Here is a 17462-nt window from a genome sequence, read left to right on the forward strand (position 1 = left end):
AGCGTAGCGGCGGCCTGCGTTTGTCGATGACCAAATGGGGCAGCGGTCGGGCCAATCGACGATACGGTCACGCGATGGACTTGGGGCTGCACTACCACGACTTCCTCTCCTTCCCGCCCGAGCGGATCGGTACGACGATAGCCGCCACGGCTCGTGCGGCCGAGGACGTCGGCTTTACACTGTTCACCGTCGCCGACCACATGTTCCAGATGGAAATGATCGGCAGGGCCGAGGACCCGTTTTTGGAGAGCTACACCACCTTGGGCTTCCTCGCGGGGCAGACCAAGAGCATCACTCTGGCCGCGCTTGTCACTGCGGTGACATATCGGCATCCCGGGGTTCTAGTCAAGGCCATGACCACTTTGGACGTGCTTGCCGAGGGTAGAACAATACTTGGTCTCGGCGCCGCGTGGTATCAGCGCGAGCACGACGCGCTCGGGATTCCGTTTCCGCCAGCTGCAATCCGACTCGAGCGTTTGGAGGAGACGCTGCGTATCTGTAGGCAGATGTGGAGCGATGACCATGATGGGCCGTTCGAAGGCAAACACTTCCGACTTGCCGAGACGATCTGCCAACCACAGCCGTTGCGACCACCCCCAATCCTTATCGGTGGCTCAGGCGAGCGCCGACTGCTCCGGATTGTGGCCCAGTATGCCGACATATGGAACACCACAGATGGCCTCAGTCGGCTCCCCGGTAAGGTCGAAGTCCTTCGCAGGCACTGCGCGAGTGTCGATCGCGACTTTTCCCAGATCCGCCTGACGGCCTCTACTTTCGTCGATCCATTTTCAAACGTCGATGTGTTCTTGCGCCTGGTAGACAGCTATGCTGAGCTTGGCTTTACTTTGTTAACGGTAGGACCACTCCCAGGACGCACCGACCCTGTCGGATTCGTTGAGCGTTTCGGCGAAGATATTCTTCCTCGGATTTCTGACTGAAGTCCCGATTGAGTGATTGGGCTCGACATAATTCCAGCTTAACTGCCGGCAGGGCTATCGGAGGGTCCAGTTTTCCAAACGTGGGTTCGCGCTTAGACACTTCGACTCTCAAGAATCTCGGGTAGCGTCGTCCGGCCTAGCGGCAAAATCACCACTGTGAGGACACGGCAGCAGTGCATTTTTCTGTCGGTAACCACTACGCAACACCCGGACCGCTTACTGGGTAGACGCACACATCGTGGTGTGTGCTCCCGTCCCCCAGCAGCAGGAGAGTGCGATGACGACCATCGCCGCCGTGTCCGCGAACTTCACCCGCGACCTCGACCAGAACTACGCCCTCATCACCGATCTCGTCAGCCGGGCCCGGGCCCGCGGGGTCGACTTCCTCGTCCTCCCCGAGGCCGCCATCGGCGGCTACCTCTCGTCGTTGGGCAACCACGGTGACACACGCCGCGACGCGGCCGTGTCGCTGCCCCCGGCGATCTCCCTGGACGGCCCCGAGCTCGCGCGCGTCGGTGCCATCGCCGGCGACATGCTCGTCGCCATCGGCTTCTGCGAACTCGCCGAGGGCCCCGACGGGACCCCGACGCGGTTCAACGCGGCCGCCGTGCTCGACGGCAGCGGTATCTACGGCAACTACCGCAAGGTGCACCAGCCGTTGGGGGAGAACATGTCCTACGCCTCCGGCGACGGGTACGGCGTCTTCGACACGCCCGTCGGCCGCGTGGGCCTGCAGATCTGCTACGACAAGGCCTTCCCGGAGGCCGCGCGCGTCATGGCGCTCGATGGCGCGCAGATCATCGCGAGCCTCTCGGCGTGGCCCGCCGCACGCACCGCCACCGCCGAGGACCTCCAGCAGGACCGGTGGACCTACCGGTTCAACCTGTTCGACTCCGCCCGCGCCCTCGACAACCAGGTGTTCTGGGTGGCCTCGAACCAGTCCGGGACCTTCGGGTCGCTGCGCTACGTGGGCAACGCCAAGGTCGTCGACCCGGGCGGGAACGTCCTGGCCACCACACTTCTCGACTCCGGGATGGCGGTGGCCGACGTCGACATCGACGGCACGTTCGCCGCGATGCGCGCCGGGATGTTCCACCTGCGCGACCGTCGCCCCGACGTCTACGGCGCCCTGACCGAGATTGCCGTGACGCAGGGAGACCTGGCCCATGCCTGAGATGACCGTGACCGTCCGCTGGCCGGACGGCACCCGCGACGACTGCTACTCGCCGAGCCTGGTGATGCACGATCACCTGCGCGCCGGCACCGACTACACGGTGGCCGACTTCACCGACCGGGCGACGGTGGCCCTGGGGGAGGCGGCCGAGCGCGTTCGCGCCCGGTACGGGTTCGCGTGCACGTCGGCCATGGCCTCCGCGGAGCACATCCGCACCCGCGCGGAGCGGTTCGCCTCCGACGCGACCGTCACCGTCGTGGCGATGGAACCGCCGCTGCCGGCGACGGTCCCCGGAGCCACCCGATGAGCGCCCACGTCCCCGTCGCCGTCGTCGGCGGCGGGCAGGCGGGGCTCGCCGTCAGCTGGTACCTCGCCGAGTCCGGTGTCGACCACGTGGTCCTCGAGGCGCAGACCCCGATGCACCACTGGTCGGACACCCGCTGGGACGCCTTCACCCTCGTCACCCCGAACTGGCACTGCCGCCTGCCGGGCCACCCGTACGACGGGGACGACCCCGACGGCTTCATGACCCGCGACGAGGTCGTCGCCTGGCTCGACCGCTGGCTCGAGGACTTCCACCCACCGCTGCGCACCCACACGCGTGCCACCCGGCTCAAGCACGCCCCGGACGGCGGATGGGAACTCACCGTCGTCCCGGACGGCGGGGAGCCGCAGACGCTCACCTGCGACGAGGTGGTCGTCGCGACAGGCGGCTACCAGGTGCCGATCATCCCGCCGTACGCCGCACGCATCCCGGCCAGGATCGAACAGATCCACTCCGCCCAGTACCGCAACCCCGAGCAGCTGCCCGACGGCGCGGTGCTGGTCGTCGGGACCGGTCAGTCCGGTGCGCAGATCGCCGAGGACCTGCACCTCGCCGGGCGGACCGTGCACCTGGCGGTCGGCGGCGCCCCGCGCGTCGCGCGGTCCTACCGGGGACGCGACGTGATGACGTGGCTCGCCGACATGGGCCTCTACGACACCCCGGTCGCCCAGTACCCGGGTGGCGCGCCCGCACGGGAGAAGACCAACCACTACGTCACCGGCCGGGACGGCGGGCGCGACATCGACCTGCGTGCCTTCGCCCGCGAGGGCATGCAGCTGCACGGACAGCTCGTCGACTGTGACGGCGCGGCACTGCGATTCGCACCGACGCTCGCCGCGGCCCTGGACGCCGCCGACGCCGTCTACAACTCGATCTGCGCCGACATCGACCGCCACATCGAGCGCGAGGGCCTCGACGCCCCACCGCCGTCGCGGTACGAGCCCGTGTGGCGGCCCGAGACCGAACCCACCGAGGTCGACCTCGCGTCGGCAGGCATCACCTCGGTGGTGTGGGCCATCGGGTACCGCCCCGACTGGTCGTGGATCGAGGCCAGCGCCTTCGACGGGGCCGGTCGGCCGATGCAGACGCGCGGCATCAGCGAGGTGCCCGGCCTGAGCTTTGTCGGGCTCCCGTGGATGCACACCTGGGGATCGGGCCGGTTCATCGGGATCGACACCGACGCGCGTCATGTCGCCGACGTCGTCGCGCGGCGGGTCGGCGTCGCCGGCGGGCTCCGGCTGGCCGCCTCGGGGTGACGGGTGCCCGAGGCGGACAGGCCGATCGGTGACCTCGTCGCAGACCGCGCGCGACGAGAACCCGACGCGGTGCTCGTGGTCGACGCCGGTACCGGCGAGGAGATGACCGCGGCGGCGCTCGACGCGGCGGCGTCGACCCTGGCGCGTCGTCTCCGCGCTCTCGGGGTGACCCGGGACGACCCGGTGGTCGTCGCCCTGCCGACGTCGACGGCGGGCGTGGTCGCGGTCGTCGCGGTGTGGAAAGCCGGGGGAGTCCCGGTGCCGGTGTCCCCGCACCTGCCCGACGATGAGCGTGCCCACGTCGACGATCTCGCCCGCCCCGCGGCCGTGATCGGGAGACCCGCACCCGGGTCGACGCCACCGACGATCGAGACGGTGTCCGAGAACGGGGTCGACGCGGGAGACGGCGGACCGAACGGTCTGTGGGCGTCGGCGTGGAAGGCGACCACGTCGTCCGGCAGCACCGGACGGCGCAAGCTCGTGTGGTCGACGTCGCCGGCCCGCTTCGACCCCGATCGTCCGATCGCGCCGTTCCTGCCCGGGGGCGCGGTCCAGCTGGTGACCGCCGACCTGTGGCACTCGGCCGCCTTCACCTACGCCTTCCGCGGCCTGATGACCGATCACCGGATCGTGCTGGCGCCGTCCGTGTCCGCCGCAGACATCCCCGCGACGATCCGACGTCATGCCGTCACCTGGACGCTCATGGCACCGTCGCTGCTGCGTCGCATCGTCAGACTGCCCACCGAGCACCGCGGGGACGTCCCCACCCTGCGGTCCGTGGTGCACCTCGGGGCGCCGTGCCCCGCTGCCGACAAGCGTGCCCTCATCGATTGGCTGGGGCCCGAGCGGGTCGTCGAGGTGTACGCGAGCAGTGAGTCGTTCGGCCTCACCGTGATCACCGGGACGGAGTGGCTCGACCGTCCGGGCAGCGTCGGCCGGGGCGTCGGGGGGACACGGATCGCCGTCCGCGACGACGACGGCAGGGACCTGCCGACCGGTGAGGTCGGCACCGTGTGGATGCGCCGCGACGGCGGACCCCTCTACCGGTACGTCGGCGCGGAGTCGGCCCGGACCCACGACGGATGGGACACCGCAGGGGATCTCGGCCGACTCGACGACGACGGGTACCTCTACCTCGTGGGTCGGGTCACCGACCGACGTCCCTGCGGTGACACCGTCGTCGACCTCGCCGACGTCGAGGACCGTCTGCTGCGCCACCCCGACATCGTCGAATGCCTCGTCACCCTTCCCGACGAGGACGGTCTCGGCGCCGACCTCGTGCTGCACGGCGACGTCGACGAGTCGGCCGTCACGGACCACGCTCGTTCCGTGCTGGCCCGGTACTGCCGCCCGGCGCGGATCCGACTGCGTCGCACACCGATCCGCGACACCGCCGGCAAGGCACGCCGCCCGTCGTGACGACGACGACCGTGTGCGCCGCATGAAACCCGGTCGCAACACACGGATGTCGCTGTAACACAGCGTTGTTCCGCACCGAACCACCGCGCAACGCGACCACCGTTGACTGGTCCCCACCAGAGCCGGATCCCCGGTTCTCGGTCCGACACTCTCCTCCCGGAGGATCCCATGTCCGAGATCGACGACGCCATCGCCGCCAACATCGCCACCTCGCTCGCCGAGATCCCGCACCCCTCGCTGCCGAAGGGCTCGAACATCTACGGCGGCACCAAGTTGTTCCCCGACTACCAGGCCGAGGACGGCGAGACGTACTTCACCCTCGTGCACGGTATCGCGCACGAGTCGTCGGTGAGCTTCGTCGCCGTGCTGCAGGCCACACGCGCCCTGCGCAAGGGCTTCGAGTCCGCGATCTACTTCTACGGGCCCGGCGCCATCAACTGCCTGGCCACCCGCGGTTTCCCGACCACCGGCGACAGCGGCTTCCCGGGCGAGCAGAACATCAACAACTCGCTCGAGACGTTCATCGGCGAGGGCGGCACCGTCTACTGCTGCCGCTTCGGGCTCGCACTGCACGGTGGCCGCGAGGAGGATCTCATCGCCGGCGTGATCCCCGCGCACCCGCTCGACGTGCAGGACGCGATCATCCATTACGCACGCAAGGGCGCCATCATCAACTCCACGTACATGGTGTGAGGTGACCGTGGTCAGCCCGTCCTCGGTCTCCACCCGCGTCGACCTCGCGCTCCTCGGTATCCGCGGCGAACCGCCCGTGTCGAGGGGCGCGGGGGCCGGACCCAGCGCCGACGGTCACGTCGTCGTCGACGGCCTCGGAGCCGCGATCCCCCGGAACCCGCTGAGCCCCTACGTGTTCGACGGGGATCGCATCGTCCTCGACGGCTCGGACACCGGGCTGTCGGTGGAGGCGGTCGCGCGGCCGCGGTTCTACGACCTGCACACCGCCGACGGTGTCGCCTACGAGAAGATCGCGCGGTTGCACGGCCGCGACGTGCTGGCCACCACCGTCGTGCAGACCTGCGTCCGCTACGCCCCCGACCAACGGTGTCGCTTCTGCACGATCGAGGAGTCGCTGCGGTCGGGTGCGACGGTGGCGGTGAAGAAACCGGCCGACCTCGCCGAGGTCGCGCGGGCCGCCGTCGACCTCGACGGTGTGCGGCAGATGGTGATGACCACCGGCACGTCCAACGGGCGGGACCGCGGCGCCACGCACCTCGCCCGCTGTGTCCGCGCGGTGCGTGACGCGGTCCCGGATCTGCCGATCCAGGTCCAGTGCGAGCCGCCCGCGGATCTCGCGACGATCCGCGAGCTGCGCGACGCCGGTGCCGACGCGATCGGCATCCATGTGGAGTCCCTCGACGACGACGTGCGACGCCGGTGGATGCCGGGCAAGGCGTCGGTGCCTCTGTCGGAGTACCGCGCCGCCTGGGCCGAGGCGGTGCGGGTCTTCGGACGCAACCAGGTGTCGACCTACCTGATCGTGGGCCTCGGCGAGGACCCCGAGGAGCTGGTCGCGGGCGCGGGGGATCTGATCGACATGGGGGTCTACCCGTTCGTGGTGCCCTACCGGCCTCATCCCGGCTCGCTCGCGGTCGAGGTCGACGGTGTCGGCCCACCCGACGCCGCGGTCTACGAAAAGGTCGCCCGCGGCGTCGCGGACCGGCTGCAGGTCGCCGGGATGGCCGGGTCCGACCAGCGGGCCGGGTGCGCCGCGTGCGGGGCCTGCTCCGTGCTGCCGGCGGTGGGCGGATGATCGACGGACGCGCGCCGGCCCCGGTCGACCTGTCGGGCCCGATGTCGATCCTCGAGGGGTTGCCGCGCGCCACGACGGGCACCGCGGGGTTCCTCGTGCGGCCTGCGGAGACGACCGAGCACCACCGGAGGTACCGCTCCCTGCGGCGCGCCGTCTTCGTCGACGCGCAGGGTGTGTTCGAGCGCTCCGACGTCGACGAGATCGACATCGACGACCGCACCGTCGTCCTCGTCGCGATCGCCGGCGACGGCGACGTCGTCGGCGGGGTGCGTCTGGCGCCGGTGGGTGAGACCGACATCGGCTGGTGGACCGGCAGTCGACTGGTCGTCGCCCCCGACCACCGCGGGACCACCATCGCCTCGGCGTTGATCCGCGCGGCGGTCGCCCACGCCGAGGGCCGCGGCGTCCTGCGGTTCGACGCGTGCGTCAACGCCGCACACCGGGGACTGTTCACCCGGCTGGGGTGGACGGCCCACGGCGACACCACGATCGCCGACGTGCCGCACGTGCACATGCGCCGCCCGATGGACCGCATCGCCCGGACCGCGCACGCCACCAAGTCGTTCCTCGCCGACGTGCTGGCACCGCTGCGCACCCAGGCGGGCGGGCTCGGTCCCGCCGGGTTCGTCGGTGACGACGGTGTGCCGGTTCCCGGTGGGGACACCGTCGCGGCGTGCGACGCGATCCTGCCGTCGATGGTCGACCGCGACCCGTGGTGGGCCGGGTGGTGCTCGGTGCTGGTGAACGTCAACGACCTCGCCGCGATGGGTGCCGCGCCGACCGGTCTTCTCGACGCCGTCGGCGCGCGCACGACCTCGCAGCTCACACGCGTGGTCCGCGGGCTCGCCGCGGCCGCCGCCGCGTGGGATGTGCCGGTACTGGGTGGACACACGCAGGTCGGCGTCCCGGCGTCGCTGTCGGTCACCGCACTGGGTCGCGCGTCGCATCCCGTCCCGGCGGGCGGGGGGCGTGTCGGCGACGCGCTGCGCCTGACCGTCGACGTCACCGGCGGCTGGCGTCCCGGATACACCGGGGCGCAGTGGGACTCGACGTCGCGACGCGGCGCCGACGACCTGCGTGCGATGAACGGCGTGGTGCGGCACCTGTCGCCGCACGCCGCGAAGGACGTGTCGATGGCCGGGATCGTCGGGACCAGCGGGATGCTCGTCGAGGCGAGCGGTACCGGGGCGGTCGTCGACGTCGCCGCGGTCCCGCGACCGTCCGGCGCCGACATGGCCTCCTGGCTCACGTGTTTCCCGGGGTTCGGGATGCTCACCGCCGACGACCCCGGCACCGCGGCGCCGACGGTGCCCGCCGGTGTCGCGACCGCACCGGTCGGTCGGCTCACGGCGGAACCGGGCGTGCGTCTGCGCTGGCCCGACGGTGTCGAGACCGTCGCGGTGGGGTCGTCGGTCACCGGACTCGGTGCGGCGTGAGCGGATCGACGCGACGGACCCTGGGCTGACAGGCTGAGCAGCATGGGTCCCATCACGATCGGTGCGGTCGCGGCGCATTTCGGCCGCGACCTCGAGCGGTCCCTGGAGAAGGTCCTCGGCATCGTCGAGGCGGCCGCGCGCGACGGCGTCGACCTCCTGGTGCTCCCGCACGCCAGTCTCGGTGGGTACATCGGCGATCTGCGCGACCCCGACCTGACCGAGCTGCCGCCGCCGATCCACCTCGACGGCCCGGAACTGACCGCCGTCCGATCTGCGGCCGGGCCGATGACGGTCTGCCTCGGCCTCACCGAGGACGCCGGCGCCGGCCGGCGACACAACACCGCGGTGTGTCTCACCGGGAACGGCATCCTGGGCGTCCACCGCAAGGTGCATCAACCCGCCGGCGAGGCCCGCGCGTTCGCCCCCGGGGACCGCTTCGCGGCCTGCGACACCCCGGTCGGCAGGGTCGGCATGCTCATCGACTACGACAAGACGTTCCCGGAATCGGCACGGACCCTCGCGCTCGACGGCGCCCACGTACTGGCGATGCTGTCGGCGTGGCCGGCGAGTGTCACCGACCGCGCCTCCCGACTGCCCGCCGACCGTCAGTCCCGACTGTTCGACCTCTACGACGCCGCACGGGCCGCGGAGAACCAGGTCGTGGTGGCGTCGGCGAACCAGACCGGTGTGATGGGGTCGCTGCGCTTCCTCGGTCAGGCCAAGGTCGTCGGGCCGGGCGGCGAGACGTTGGCGACGACGCGGTCGAAGGGCGGCATGGCCACCGTGAGCATGGACGTCGACGCCGAGATCGCCCGTGCGCGACGTGTTCTCGACCATCTGACCGAACGCCGGGTCGACACCTACCGTTCGGGCCTCGACGTCACCACGCCCGGGTCGCACGACCCGACGGGAGGAGTGCTCACGTGAGGGTCGCGCTCGTCACCTATTCGACGCGTCCGCGCGGGGGCGTGGTGCACACCCTGAACCTCGCCGAGGCGCTGGCCCGGGCGGGCGCGCACGTCACCGTGTTCTCCCTCGCCCGCGACGGCGACCCCGGCTTCTTCCGACCCGTCGATCCTGCCGTCGACGTCCGCCTCGTGCCGTTCACCGCCCGCGACGACGAGTCCGTCGCCGACCGCATCGTGCGGTCGATCGCGGCGCTCGCCGACGGCGTCGACCGCGGCGGCCACGACATCGTGCATGCGCAGGACTGCATCAGCGCCAACGCGATCGGGACCTGCATCCGCACCGTGCACCACCTCGACACGTTCACGACCCCGGTCCTGGTGCGCTGCCACGAGAAGGCCATCGTCGATCCCTACGCCCACATCTGCGTCTCGGCCGCGGTGGCCGCGGAGGTGCAGGCCGGGTGGGGGATCGCACCCACCGTCATCCCCAACGGCGTCGACGCCGGCCGCTTCGCGTCGGCGGCGGGCGACGACGCCGCTGCGGTCGCCGCGCGTCACACATGGCGAGATCGTCTGGGCCGCTTCGTGCTCGCCGTCGGCGGCATCGAACCCCGCAAGGGCAGCATCGACCTCCTCGAGGCGTGGGCCGTCCTCCGGCGTCGCCATCCCGACGTCGACCTCGTCGTCGCGGGCGGGGAGACCCTGTTCGACTACCGCGACTACCGCGCGGCGTACGAGCGTCGTGCGGACGAGCTCGGTGCACACCCGACGGTGCTCGGCCCGGTGGCCGAGGACGCCTTGCCGTCGCTGGTCGCCGCCTGCGACGTGTTCGCCTTCCCGTCGGTCAAGGAGGGGTTCGGCCTGGCCGCGATGGAGGCACTCGCCTCGGGGCGGCCCGTCGTCACCCGGGACCTACCGGTCCTGCGAGAGGTGTTCGGCGACAGCGTGTCCTACGCAGCCGACGTCGACGCTCTCACCGATGCACTGTCGGACTCGCTGGAGCGCGCCGCGGACCCGGGTCCCGGGCGGGCGCTCGCGGAGTCGCTGACGTGGGATGCGGCTGCCGCCGCGCACCTGGAGTTCTACGCGCGCAACCCGACGCCCTGAGTGTCGTCGGGCGTGCGCCGGGCGAGGTCGGCGACGCGGTCGACGATGTCGTCGAGGACCGCGTCGGCGTCGGTCGCCGTGGCGATCCGGGCGTTCACCGGGCGACCCCACATGCCACGGGTGTCGGCGACCGTGGTGCCGCGGGTCAGCGCTCCGTCGACCTCCACGTCGACGACGGCGGGCCGCGTCGTCACGATGCCGGGGTCGACGGCGACCGCCGCGGCGAACGGGTCGTGCATGTGGCAGATGTATCCCTCGTCGTGGTCGGCGTGGAACTCGAAGTAGAAGCGGACCGCGTCGGTGACGTGTCGGACGACGGTGTTCGACGCGACCGATCGCGTCCCGTACTCGTCGTCGGGGCCGGGTTGCTCCACCGGCTCGCTCTCGGCCGCTGCGGCCAGCCGACCGAGGTGGTCGGGTGTGAACACGATGGACTCGGTGAGGTCCAGCGGGCACACGATGGGCTCGGGCGCGCCGTCGCGGCCGAACGCCGCGAAGACGGCCTTCGCGGCCTCGGGGTCGACCGCCACGTTCCACTCCGACGTCGGGGTGGTGTTGCCGGGGTGGTGGAAGGTGCCGCCCATGATCACCAGACGAGCCAGACGGGCGGGCAGGGCGGGGTCGGCCTCGACGGCCTGCGCCAACGTCGTCAGGGGACCGGTGACGAGGCCGACGACCTCGCCGGGGTGGCGGGTGGTGACGTCGATCCACCAGTCGACACCGGACCGCGACGACGCCGGACGTGCCGCGGTGGGCAGCTCCGCATAGCCGACGCCGAGCGGCCCGTGGGTGTCCTCGGTGGTGCGCAGCGGCGCGACAAGCGGATCCGTGGCACCGAGCGCGACGGGGATGTCCTCGCGGCCGCAGACCTCCATCCACGCGAGGTTGTTCGCGCACACGACGTCCGCCGGGACGTTGCCCGCGGTCGACACGACAGCGAGGAGCTCGGCCGCGGGGTGGGACAGCAGGTACAGGATCGCGAGGGAGTCGTCGATCCCGGTGTCGCAGTCGAGGATCAGCGGGACGGGCGTGGCCACGGTCGCCGACCCTAACCGTCTGCGGACGACGTCAGCAGGTCGCGGGTGATCTCGAGCTGGCCGAGGTGCTGGGACAGTTCCCGCACGACGTGCAGCAGCATCCACTCCGCCGACGCCTCTCTCACCGCTGCGGTCCGCGTGGACCCGACCGCCGTGCGGTCGCGCGGCCCCTCCTCGAGCGCGATCCGCACCCATCCCGGGACGCGGTCGGCGAGTTCGGTCAGGCGCGCCGCGACGTCGGCGACCCGTCCGGTGGCGGTGAACTCGCCGTCGCGGTCGCGCGGGATGCGCTCCCCGCCGACGACGCTGCCGAGCCAGAACTCGACGAGTCCCACGCAGTGGTTGGCGATGCCGTAGGGCGCGTTCGCACCGGGGAGGTCGGGTCGGCGGGCGGCCAGGTCGTCGCCGAGCCCGACGACGAGATCGGCGACGGCGGTGAGGTTCTCCTGCAGCAGCGCGATCGCGGCGTCGTGCAGTGGGGTCACCACGGGTGCACCCGGAAGTCCTTGAGGAAGCAGCCGGACAGGTCGATGCCGTTCTCCCCGTCGACGATCGGGTGGTAGATCCGCGCCGCGCCGTCGACGAGGTCGAGCGGGGCGCGGAACCCCTCGTCGGCCAGTCGGGTCTTCGTGGTGTGCGGACGTTCGTCGGTGATCCAGCCGGTGTCGACGGCGGTGACCAGCACGCCGTCGCGGGCGAGATCGCCGGCGGTGGTGCGCGTCAACATGTTCAGGGCCGCCTTGGCCATGTTGGTGTGCGGGTGGCCCGCACCCTTGTAACGACGCGAGAACACGCCCTCCATCGCGGACACGTTGACGACGTAGCGGCGGCGGGCGTCCGAGGCGCGCAGCGCGGGTGTGAGCCGCGACAGCAGTATGAACGGCGCGACGCTGTTGCACAGCTGCACCTCGAGCAGTTCCAGCGGGTCGACGTCGTCGACGGTCGCGACCCAGCTGTTGGTGGAGACGAGGTCGGGGAGGAGGCCACCGGCGTCGACGGCGGTGCCGTCGGCCAGCCGCGCCGGCGAGGCCGACCCACCGGTCATCGCCGCGACGGCGAGCGCGCGCGCACCGGCCGCCGACATCGCACCGGGCGTGTCGGTGGCCGACAGCAGCGCTGCCGGGTGTTCGGCGGTCTCCCCGACGGTGAGCACCGGGACCCGGGCCGCTGCGCCCGTGAGCGGGGCCTGTTCGGCGTCGACGAGCGAGCGGTAGGCGCCGGGGGAGCGTCGTACGGTCTGCGCCGCGTTGTTGATCAGGATGTCGAGCGGGCCGCCGGCGGCGACCTCGTCGGCGAGCGCCACGACCTGCGCTGGGTCCCGCAGGTCGATGCCGACGATGTGCAGCCGGTGCAGCCAGTCGTCGGCGTCGGGCCGGGCGGCGAACCGTCGGGCCGCGTCGCGGGGGAAGCGGGTCGTGATCGTCAGGTCGGCGCCGTCACGCAGCAACATCAGCGCGACGTGCATCCCGATCTTGGCCCGACCGCCGGTGAGCAGGGCCCGGCGACCGGTCAGGTCGACCCGCTGGTCGCGACGAGCCCCGTTGTCGCGCACACAGTCCGGGCACAGCTGGTGGTGGAAGGCGTCGACCTGGGTGTAGGCGCGCTTGCAGATGTAGCAGTCCTGCGGTCGGACGAGGTGGCCGGCGATGCCGGACCCCGACGGGGTCAGCGGCAGGCCGGCGGTCTCGTCGTCGATGCGATCGGGGGAGCCGGTGGCGGTCGCGTCGACGACGGCGCGGTCGGCGGCGATGCGTGCACGCCGGGCGCGGCGCTTCCGTGAGCGCTTCACCTCCTTGAACATCGCACCCACCGCGTGCTGCACCGCGACGGAGTCAGGATGCGTCGGGTCGAGGTCGGCGGCACGGTCGAGGATGCGACGGAGTTGCTCGAGGTCGTCGGCCCCGAGGCCCGGATCACGTGTCGTCTGCCCCGTCACGAGCGATCAGTGTAGGAAAGCGGCTCGCGGGACGCAGATCACGCCTCGCCCCGGTCGTGCTACAAGAGGGTGTGGACGACGCCGCGCCGACCGACCGCCACATCTGCGTCATGGGGGTGAGCGGGTCCGGGAAGACCACGATCGCCACCCGGCTCGCCGAACGGCTGGACCGCAGCTTCTGCGACGCCGACGACCTGCACCCGCAGAGCAACATCGACAAGATGGCCGCGGGGACCCCGCTCACCGACGACGACCGTCGCCCGTGGCTCGACGCCGTGGTCGCCTGGTGCGACGAGCAGGCCGCGGCGGGTGCGTCGACCGTGTTCGCCTGTTCGGCTCTGAAGCGCAGGTACCGCGACCACCTCGCGCAGGCGTCCGGTGGGGTGTTGTTCGTCGAGCTGGCGGTGCCCGAGGACGAACTGCGTCGCCGCCTCGAGTCGAGGACGGGTCACTACATGAAGGTCGCGATGCTGGCGTCGCAGCTGAAGACGTTCGAGGACCTGCAGCCCGACGAGAACGCGGTCACCGTCGACGCCACCGGTGAGATCGAGGAGACGGTCGCCGCCGCGCTGCGCGCCGCCGACGATCGGTGAGTGTGTGTCCGGAGGGGGACTTGAACCCCCACGCCCGTTAATAGGGCACTAGCACCTCAAGCTAGCGCGTCTGCCATTCCGCCACCCGGACATGTGCGCCGCCGCAGCAGCGCGTCGACCACACTAGCGGAGGGCGCGCGCGGTCCCCAAATCTCCCGGCGGTGACAGGATGGCCGGGTGACCGATGCCTCCACGCCCCGCGCCACCGACGAGGTGGTCGACCTGGTCAGCAGGTTGATCCGCTTCGACACCTCCAACACCGGCGAACTCGCGACGACCGCGGGCGAGGAGGAGTGCGCCCGCTGGGTGGCCGACCAGCTCGCCGAGGTCGGCTACGAGACCGAGTACGTCGAGTCGGGACAACCCGGCCGCGGCAACGTGTTCGCGCGGTTGCGTGGCTCCGACCCCGACCGCGGGACCCTGCTGCTGCACACCCACCTCGACGTGGTGCCCGCTCGACCCGAGGACTGGAGCGTGCACCCGTTCTCGGGGTCGGTGAAGGACGGCTACGTGTGGGGCCGCGGGGCCATCGACATGAAGGACATGGTCGGGATGGCCCTGGCTCTCGCCCGCCAGTTCGCCCGCGAGGGCACGACGCCACCGCGCGACATCCTGTTCGCGTTCCTGGCCGACGAGGAGGCCGGCGGCAAGTGGGGGTCGCACTGGCTCGTCGAGAACCGGCCCGACCTGTTCGAGGGCGTCACCGAGGCGGTCGGTGAGGTCGGCGGGTACTCGCTGACCGTCGACACCCCCGACGGAGACACCAAGCGGCTCTACCTCGTCGAGACTGCGGAGAAGGGCATCGCCTGGATGAAGCTGACCGCGTCGGCGACGGCGGGCCACGGGTCGTTCCTGCACGAGAACAACGCCGTCACGATCCTCGCCGAGGCCGTCGCCAAGCTCGGCCGCCATACGTTCCCCCTGGTGATGACCGATTCGGTGGGGGAGTTCCTGGCCGCGGTGTCCCAGGAGTCGACACTCGACCTCGACGCCTCGTCGCCGGACCTCGAGACCACGCTGTTCAAGCTCGGGTCGATCGCGCGGATCGTCGGCGCGACGCTGCGGGACACCGCCAACCCGACGATGCTCGACGCCGGCTACAAGGCCAACGTCATCCCGCAGACCGCGACCGCCGTCGTGGACTGCCGGGTGCTGCCGGGTCGGCAGGCGGAGTTCGAGGCCGAGGTCGACGCGATCATCGGGCCGGACGTCACCCGCGAATGGGTCACCAAGCTCGACTCGTACGAGACCACCTTCGACGGCGACCTCGTCGACGCCATGAACGACGCGATCCTGGCCTTCGACCCGGACGGCCGGACCGTCCCGTACATGCTGTCGGGCGGCACGGATGCCAAGGCGTTCGCCAAGTTGGGCATCCGCTGCTTCGGTTTCGCGCCGTTGCAGCTCCCGCCCGACCTCGACTTCGCTGCGCTGTTCCACGGCGTGGACGAGCGCGTCCCCGTCGACGGGCTGCTCTTCGGCGTGCAGGTGTTGGAACACTTCCTGCTGCACAGCTGACGCAGCACGGATCATGCAGCGTCGGTTCGTCGCGCGGGCGCGCGTGATCGGTGTTCGTGGCCGGTCGGCGTGCGGATCAGCGCCTCGTGGGTGTCGTCGTCATCGATCGACGTGGTGACCGCCCAGCCCGGGTTCTGTTTCTGCCGGTTGTGGGTTCGGCACAGGCCGTTTCCGTTCAGGCTGTCGGTCACCCCGCCGTCGACGTGCGGATGGGCGTGGTCGATCTCGGCGATCGGGGCGTCGCAGTAGGCCATCCGACACGACACGTCGCGCCGGGTGATGAAGCGACGCAGCCCTGTCGGGAAGATCCTCGCTCTCGACTCCATCGCGACGAGCGCACCCGACTCCGGGGCGGCGAACAGTCGCCGCAGCGTCACCAACGCGTCCGCGTCGAGCGTGTCGGATATCAGGCTCCGCGCCGTATCGGCCGGGACCGGTCCGTAGCCCGGAACCTCCGCCGCAGCATTGGAACCGGCGACGAGCGTGTCGGCAGACATGACGACGTCGACAGACACCGCCACGTCTTCTGCCGCGGCCTTGCCGGTCAGCCGTTCGAGGAGGGTGTCGGCCATGACCTGCGCGTGAGTCCGGTCCCCGTCGCCGACCAGCCCATCCGCATGCTGCTTCAGGGCGGCGTACGCCGCGATCCCGGCTGTCATCGGCAGCAGCGCCGAGAGCTGCACCATCGCATCGGGTTTCGGACGCATCGTCACGCGGCGGTCCTTCGGCGCTGAGGCGTTGTCATCCACCACAGCCTGTGGGTCACGTTCGTAGGTGATCCTTTTCGCCAGCGCCTCGAGCGCCCGGTCGCCGACACTCTCGAGCGTCGACGTATCGGCGCACAGCGCGTGATCGATGATCCGACGGTCCTCGACCTGCAGGTACGCCGTCTCGCGGACCAGGATCGTCGCCCGCCACTCCGACAGCGAACCCTCCCTCAGACGCGCGAAGGTGTTGGGCATTTCGCTCATCGCACGCGCGAACCCCAGATGCCGACCTCCGGCGTTGCCGGACGCCCGCCGCGCGAGTGCCACTTCCGCCGACAACCCGCGGCAGCGTCGCTCGACCGGCACACCCCGTTCAGACTCGGCGGCCGACCGGAGCTCCTGCAGGCGCAGAGTGTCCTCGGCCTGCCCCGCCGCACAGACGGCCTTGATCGACTCCATCAGCGAGATCCGGTCGACGGTCTCGGCTTCGTCGGCCGCAATCGGTAGATCGGCCAGCGCAGTCATCATCTCGCGCAGTGTCGCGCGGGCGTCGATGGCGCTGGTCGAGTTCATGAGTACATGTGTACACGAGGGCTCCGACAACGTGTCCGGGTCAAAGCTGTTCGTGCACAGAACAATTTGTATCCACAGCCCGACGTTCTCCAACCGCCCAACGGATGGTTCCAACCGCCCAACAGACGTCAGTCGATCGCGTGAACATCACGCTTCCTAGTAACGCTCACTATCGACCCCGGCGACCTCACAGATGTACAACACCCCACAGGAAGCGAGCGTCCGATGACCCCTCTTACGAAGTCCACCGTCCGTCGCGTCACCGCCACCGCAGCAGCGGTCGCGGCCGTCGCCGTCATACCGGTCGCCGGCGCGAACGCCGCCACCGGTGACGAGAGCGTGGCGTACTCACCGACCCTCACCATCCGCCCCGGACCGATCGGCTGCGCAGCCCTCATCCAGACCACGAAGCTCCCGCAGACGCGGTCCGGGGCCTACCGCGTCCAGATGAAGGTCGTCCCGTTCGGAATCGACTGCGGCTCGTTCAAGGTCGCCGTCGACTGGCGGAACACGACGGCCGGCGGCACCGGCGGTCAGGTGAACACCGTCTTGCCCGACGGGAGCATCGAAGGCGCCCCGGGCGGCGTGATCGACGGTTTCGGCTATGCCCCCGGCGCCGGACGGATCGTCTCGACCATTCACACCTATTCGCAATACGACGAGGCGGGCGAACAGCAGCTGCCCCACATCGCCGGCACCGCGACCTTCACACTGCGCTGACCACCGACGCTCCCGTCTCGGGAAGGCCCGGGGCGGGAGTGTGGTTG

Annotated in this window: 17 protein-coding genes and 1 tRNA gene; 13 read left to right on the forward strand and 5 right to left on the reverse strand. The window is 70.8% G+C overall.

What is annotated here, in order from left to right:
• Positions 1 to 74 precede the first annotated feature (74 nt).
• From LX12_RS02180 to LX12_RS02225, 10 genes are all read left to right on the forward strand, one after another.
• On the forward strand, positions 75 to 938 hold the full coding sequence (locus LX12_RS02180; RefSeq protein ID WP_253652842.1) for an LLM class F420-dependent oxidoreductase: 864 nt from the start codon (positions 75 to 77) through the stop codon (positions 936 to 938).
• A gap of 277 nt (positions 939 to 1215) precedes the next feature.
• Positions 1216 to 2112, forward strand: coding sequence for a carbon-nitrogen hydrolase family protein (locus LX12_RS02185; protein WP_253652843.1), 897 nt, complete (start codon positions 1216 to 1218; stop codon positions 2110 to 2112).
• On the forward strand, positions 2105 to 2419 hold the full coding sequence (locus LX12_RS02190; protein WP_253652844.1) for an MSMEG_0570 family nitrogen starvation response protein: 315 nt from the start codon (positions 2105 to 2107) through the stop codon (positions 2417 to 2419). The genes LX12_RS02185 and LX12_RS02190 overlap by 8 nt, the downstream gene beginning before the upstream one ends.
• A complete protein-coding gene (locus tag LX12_RS02195; RefSeq protein WP_253652845.1) occupies positions 2416 to 3693 on the forward strand; it encodes an MSMEG_0569 family flavin-dependent oxidoreductase in 1278 nt (425 codons plus the stop codon). The genes LX12_RS02190 and LX12_RS02195 overlap by 4 nt, the downstream gene beginning before the upstream one ends.
• 3 nt (positions 3694 to 3696) lie before the next feature.
• Positions 3697 to 5112, forward strand: coding sequence for an AMP-binding protein (locus LX12_RS02200; protein WP_253652846.1), 1416 nt, complete (start codon positions 3697 to 3699; stop codon positions 5110 to 5112).
• 168 nt (positions 5113 to 5280) lie between these two features.
• On the forward strand, positions 5281 to 5805 hold the full coding sequence (locus LX12_RS02205; RefSeq protein ID WP_253652847.1) for an MSMEG_0572/Sll0783 family nitrogen starvation response protein: 525 nt from the start codon (positions 5281 to 5283) through the stop codon (positions 5803 to 5805).
• 7 nt (positions 5806 to 5812) lie between these two features.
• Complete coding sequence (locus LX12_RS02210) at positions 5813 to 6880, forward strand: MSMEG_0568 family radical SAM protein (protein WP_253653161.1); 1068 nt, start codon at positions 5813 to 5815, stop codon at positions 6878 to 6880.
• On the forward strand, positions 6877 to 8316 hold the full coding sequence (locus LX12_RS02215; protein ID WP_253652848.1) for an MSMEG_0567/sll0787 family protein: 1440 nt from the start codon (positions 6877 to 6879) through the stop codon (positions 8314 to 8316). The genes LX12_RS02210 and LX12_RS02215 overlap by 4 nt, the downstream gene beginning before the upstream one ends.
• Positions 8317 to 8358: 42 nt before the next feature.
• Complete coding sequence (locus LX12_RS02220; protein WP_253652849.1) at positions 8359 to 9243, forward strand: carbon-nitrogen hydrolase family protein; 885 nt, start codon at positions 8359 to 8361, stop codon at positions 9241 to 9243.
• Positions 9240 to 10331: an MSMEG_0565 family glycosyltransferase gene (locus tag LX12_RS02225; RefSeq protein ID WP_253652850.1), complete on the forward strand. Its 1092-nt coding sequence runs from the start codon at positions 9240 to 9242 to the stop codon at positions 10329 to 10331. Before LX12_RS02220 ends, LX12_RS02225 begins: the two co-directional genes overlap by 4 nt.
• Here the strand turns inward: LX12_RS02225 and LX12_RS02230 are convergent.
• The 3 genes from LX12_RS02230 to LX12_RS02240 are packed head-to-tail and all read right to left on the reverse strand — an operon-like array spanning position 10307 to position 13304.
• Positions 10307 to 11368 carry a nucleoside hydrolase gene (locus tag LX12_RS02230; protein WP_253652851.1) on the reverse strand — a complete coding sequence of 354 codons (1062 nt, stop codon included), beginning with the start codon at positions 11366 to 11368 and terminating at the stop codon, positions 10307 to 10309. The genes LX12_RS02225 and LX12_RS02230 overlap by 25 nt on opposite strands.
• A gap of 11 nt (positions 11369 to 11379) precedes the next feature.
• On the reverse strand, positions 11380 to 11856 hold the full coding sequence (locus LX12_RS02235; protein WP_253652852.1) for a mycothiol transferase: 477 nt from the start codon (positions 11854 to 11856) through the stop codon (positions 11380 to 11382).
• Positions 11850 to 13304: an SDR family NAD(P)-dependent oxidoreductase gene (locus LX12_RS02240; protein ID WP_253652853.1), complete on the reverse strand. Its 1455-nt coding sequence runs from the start codon at positions 13302 to 13304 to the stop codon at positions 11850 to 11852. The genes LX12_RS02235 and LX12_RS02240 overlap by 7 nt, the downstream gene beginning before the upstream one ends.
• A gap of 71 nt (positions 13305 to 13375) precedes the next feature.
• Here LX12_RS02240 and LX12_RS02245 point away from each other — a divergent pair, with 71 nt between their 5' ends.
• Complete coding sequence (locus tag LX12_RS02245) at positions 13376 to 13897, forward strand: gluconokinase (RefSeq protein ID WP_253652854.1); 522 nt, start codon at positions 13376 to 13378, stop codon at positions 13895 to 13897.
• A gap of 5 nt (positions 13898 to 13902) precedes the next feature.
• On the opposite strand, the gene LX12_RS02250 is transcribed toward LX12_RS02245, so the two are convergent.
• A tRNA-Leu gene (locus LX12_RS02250) sits at positions 13903 to 13988 on the reverse strand.
• An 86-nt stretch (positions 13989 to 14074) separates the two neighbouring features.
• Between LX12_RS02250 and LX12_RS02255 the strand changes: the two genes are divergently transcribed.
• Positions 14075 to 15415, forward strand: a complete 1341-nt coding sequence (locus tag LX12_RS02255) for a M20/M25/M40 family metallo-hydrolase (protein WP_253652855.1) — start codon at positions 14075 to 14077, stop codon at positions 15413 to 15415.
• Between the two features lie 11 nt (positions 15416 to 15426).
• Here LX12_RS02255 and LX12_RS02260 read toward each other — a convergent pair whose 3' ends face one another.
• A complete protein-coding gene (locus LX12_RS02260; protein ID WP_253652856.1) occupies positions 15427 to 16788 on the reverse strand; it encodes an HNH endonuclease signature motif containing protein in 1362 nt (453 codons plus the stop codon).
• Positions 16789 to 16920: 132 nt separating this feature from the next.
• On the opposite strand from LX12_RS02260, the gene LX12_RS02265 reads away from it, so the two are divergent.
• Complete coding sequence (locus tag LX12_RS02265; RefSeq protein ID WP_253652857.1) at positions 16921 to 17415, forward strand: hypothetical protein; 495 nt, start codon at positions 16921 to 16923, stop codon at positions 17413 to 17415.
• The last annotated feature ends 47 nt before the right edge of the window (positions 17416 to 17462 follow it).

This window comes from Williamsia serinedens (assembly GCF_024171725.1).
GTDB lineage: Bacteria > Actinomycetota > Actinomycetes > Mycobacteriales > Mycobacteriaceae > Williamsia_A > Williamsia_A serinedens.

Bases quoted from the DNA above. Each gene is read 5' to 3' on its own strand.
- LX12_RS02190 (WP_253652844.1), top strand. From the start codon at position 2,105: ATGCCTGAGATGACCGTGACCGTCCGCTGGCCGGACGGCACCCGCGAC.
- LX12_RS02215 (WP_253652848.1), top strand. From the start codon at position 6,877: ATGATCGACGGACGCGCGCCGGCCCCGGTCGACCTGTCGGGCCCGATG.
- LX12_RS02195 (WP_253652845.1), top strand. From the start codon at position 2,416: ATGAGCGCCCACGTCCCCGTCGCCGTCGTCGGCGGCGGGCAGGCGGGG.
- LX12_RS02180 (WP_253652842.1), top strand. From the start codon at position 75: ATGGACTTGGGGCTGCACTACCACGACTTCCTCTCCTTCCCGCCCGAG.
- LX12_RS02185 (WP_253652843.1), top strand. From the start codon at position 1,216: ATGACGACCATCGCCGCCGTGTCCGCGAACTTCACCCGCGACCTCGAC.
- LX12_RS02220 (WP_253652849.1), top strand. From the start codon at position 8,359: ATGGGTCCCATCACGATCGGTGCGGTCGCGGCGCATTTCGGCCGCGAC.
- LX12_RS02205 (WP_253652847.1), top strand. From the start codon at position 5,281: ATGTCCGAGATCGACGACGCCATCGCCGCCAACATCGCCACCTCGCTC.
- LX12_RS02265 (WP_253652857.1), top strand. From the start codon at position 16,921: ATGACCCCTCTTACGAAGTCCACCGTCCGTCGCGTCACCGCCACCGCA.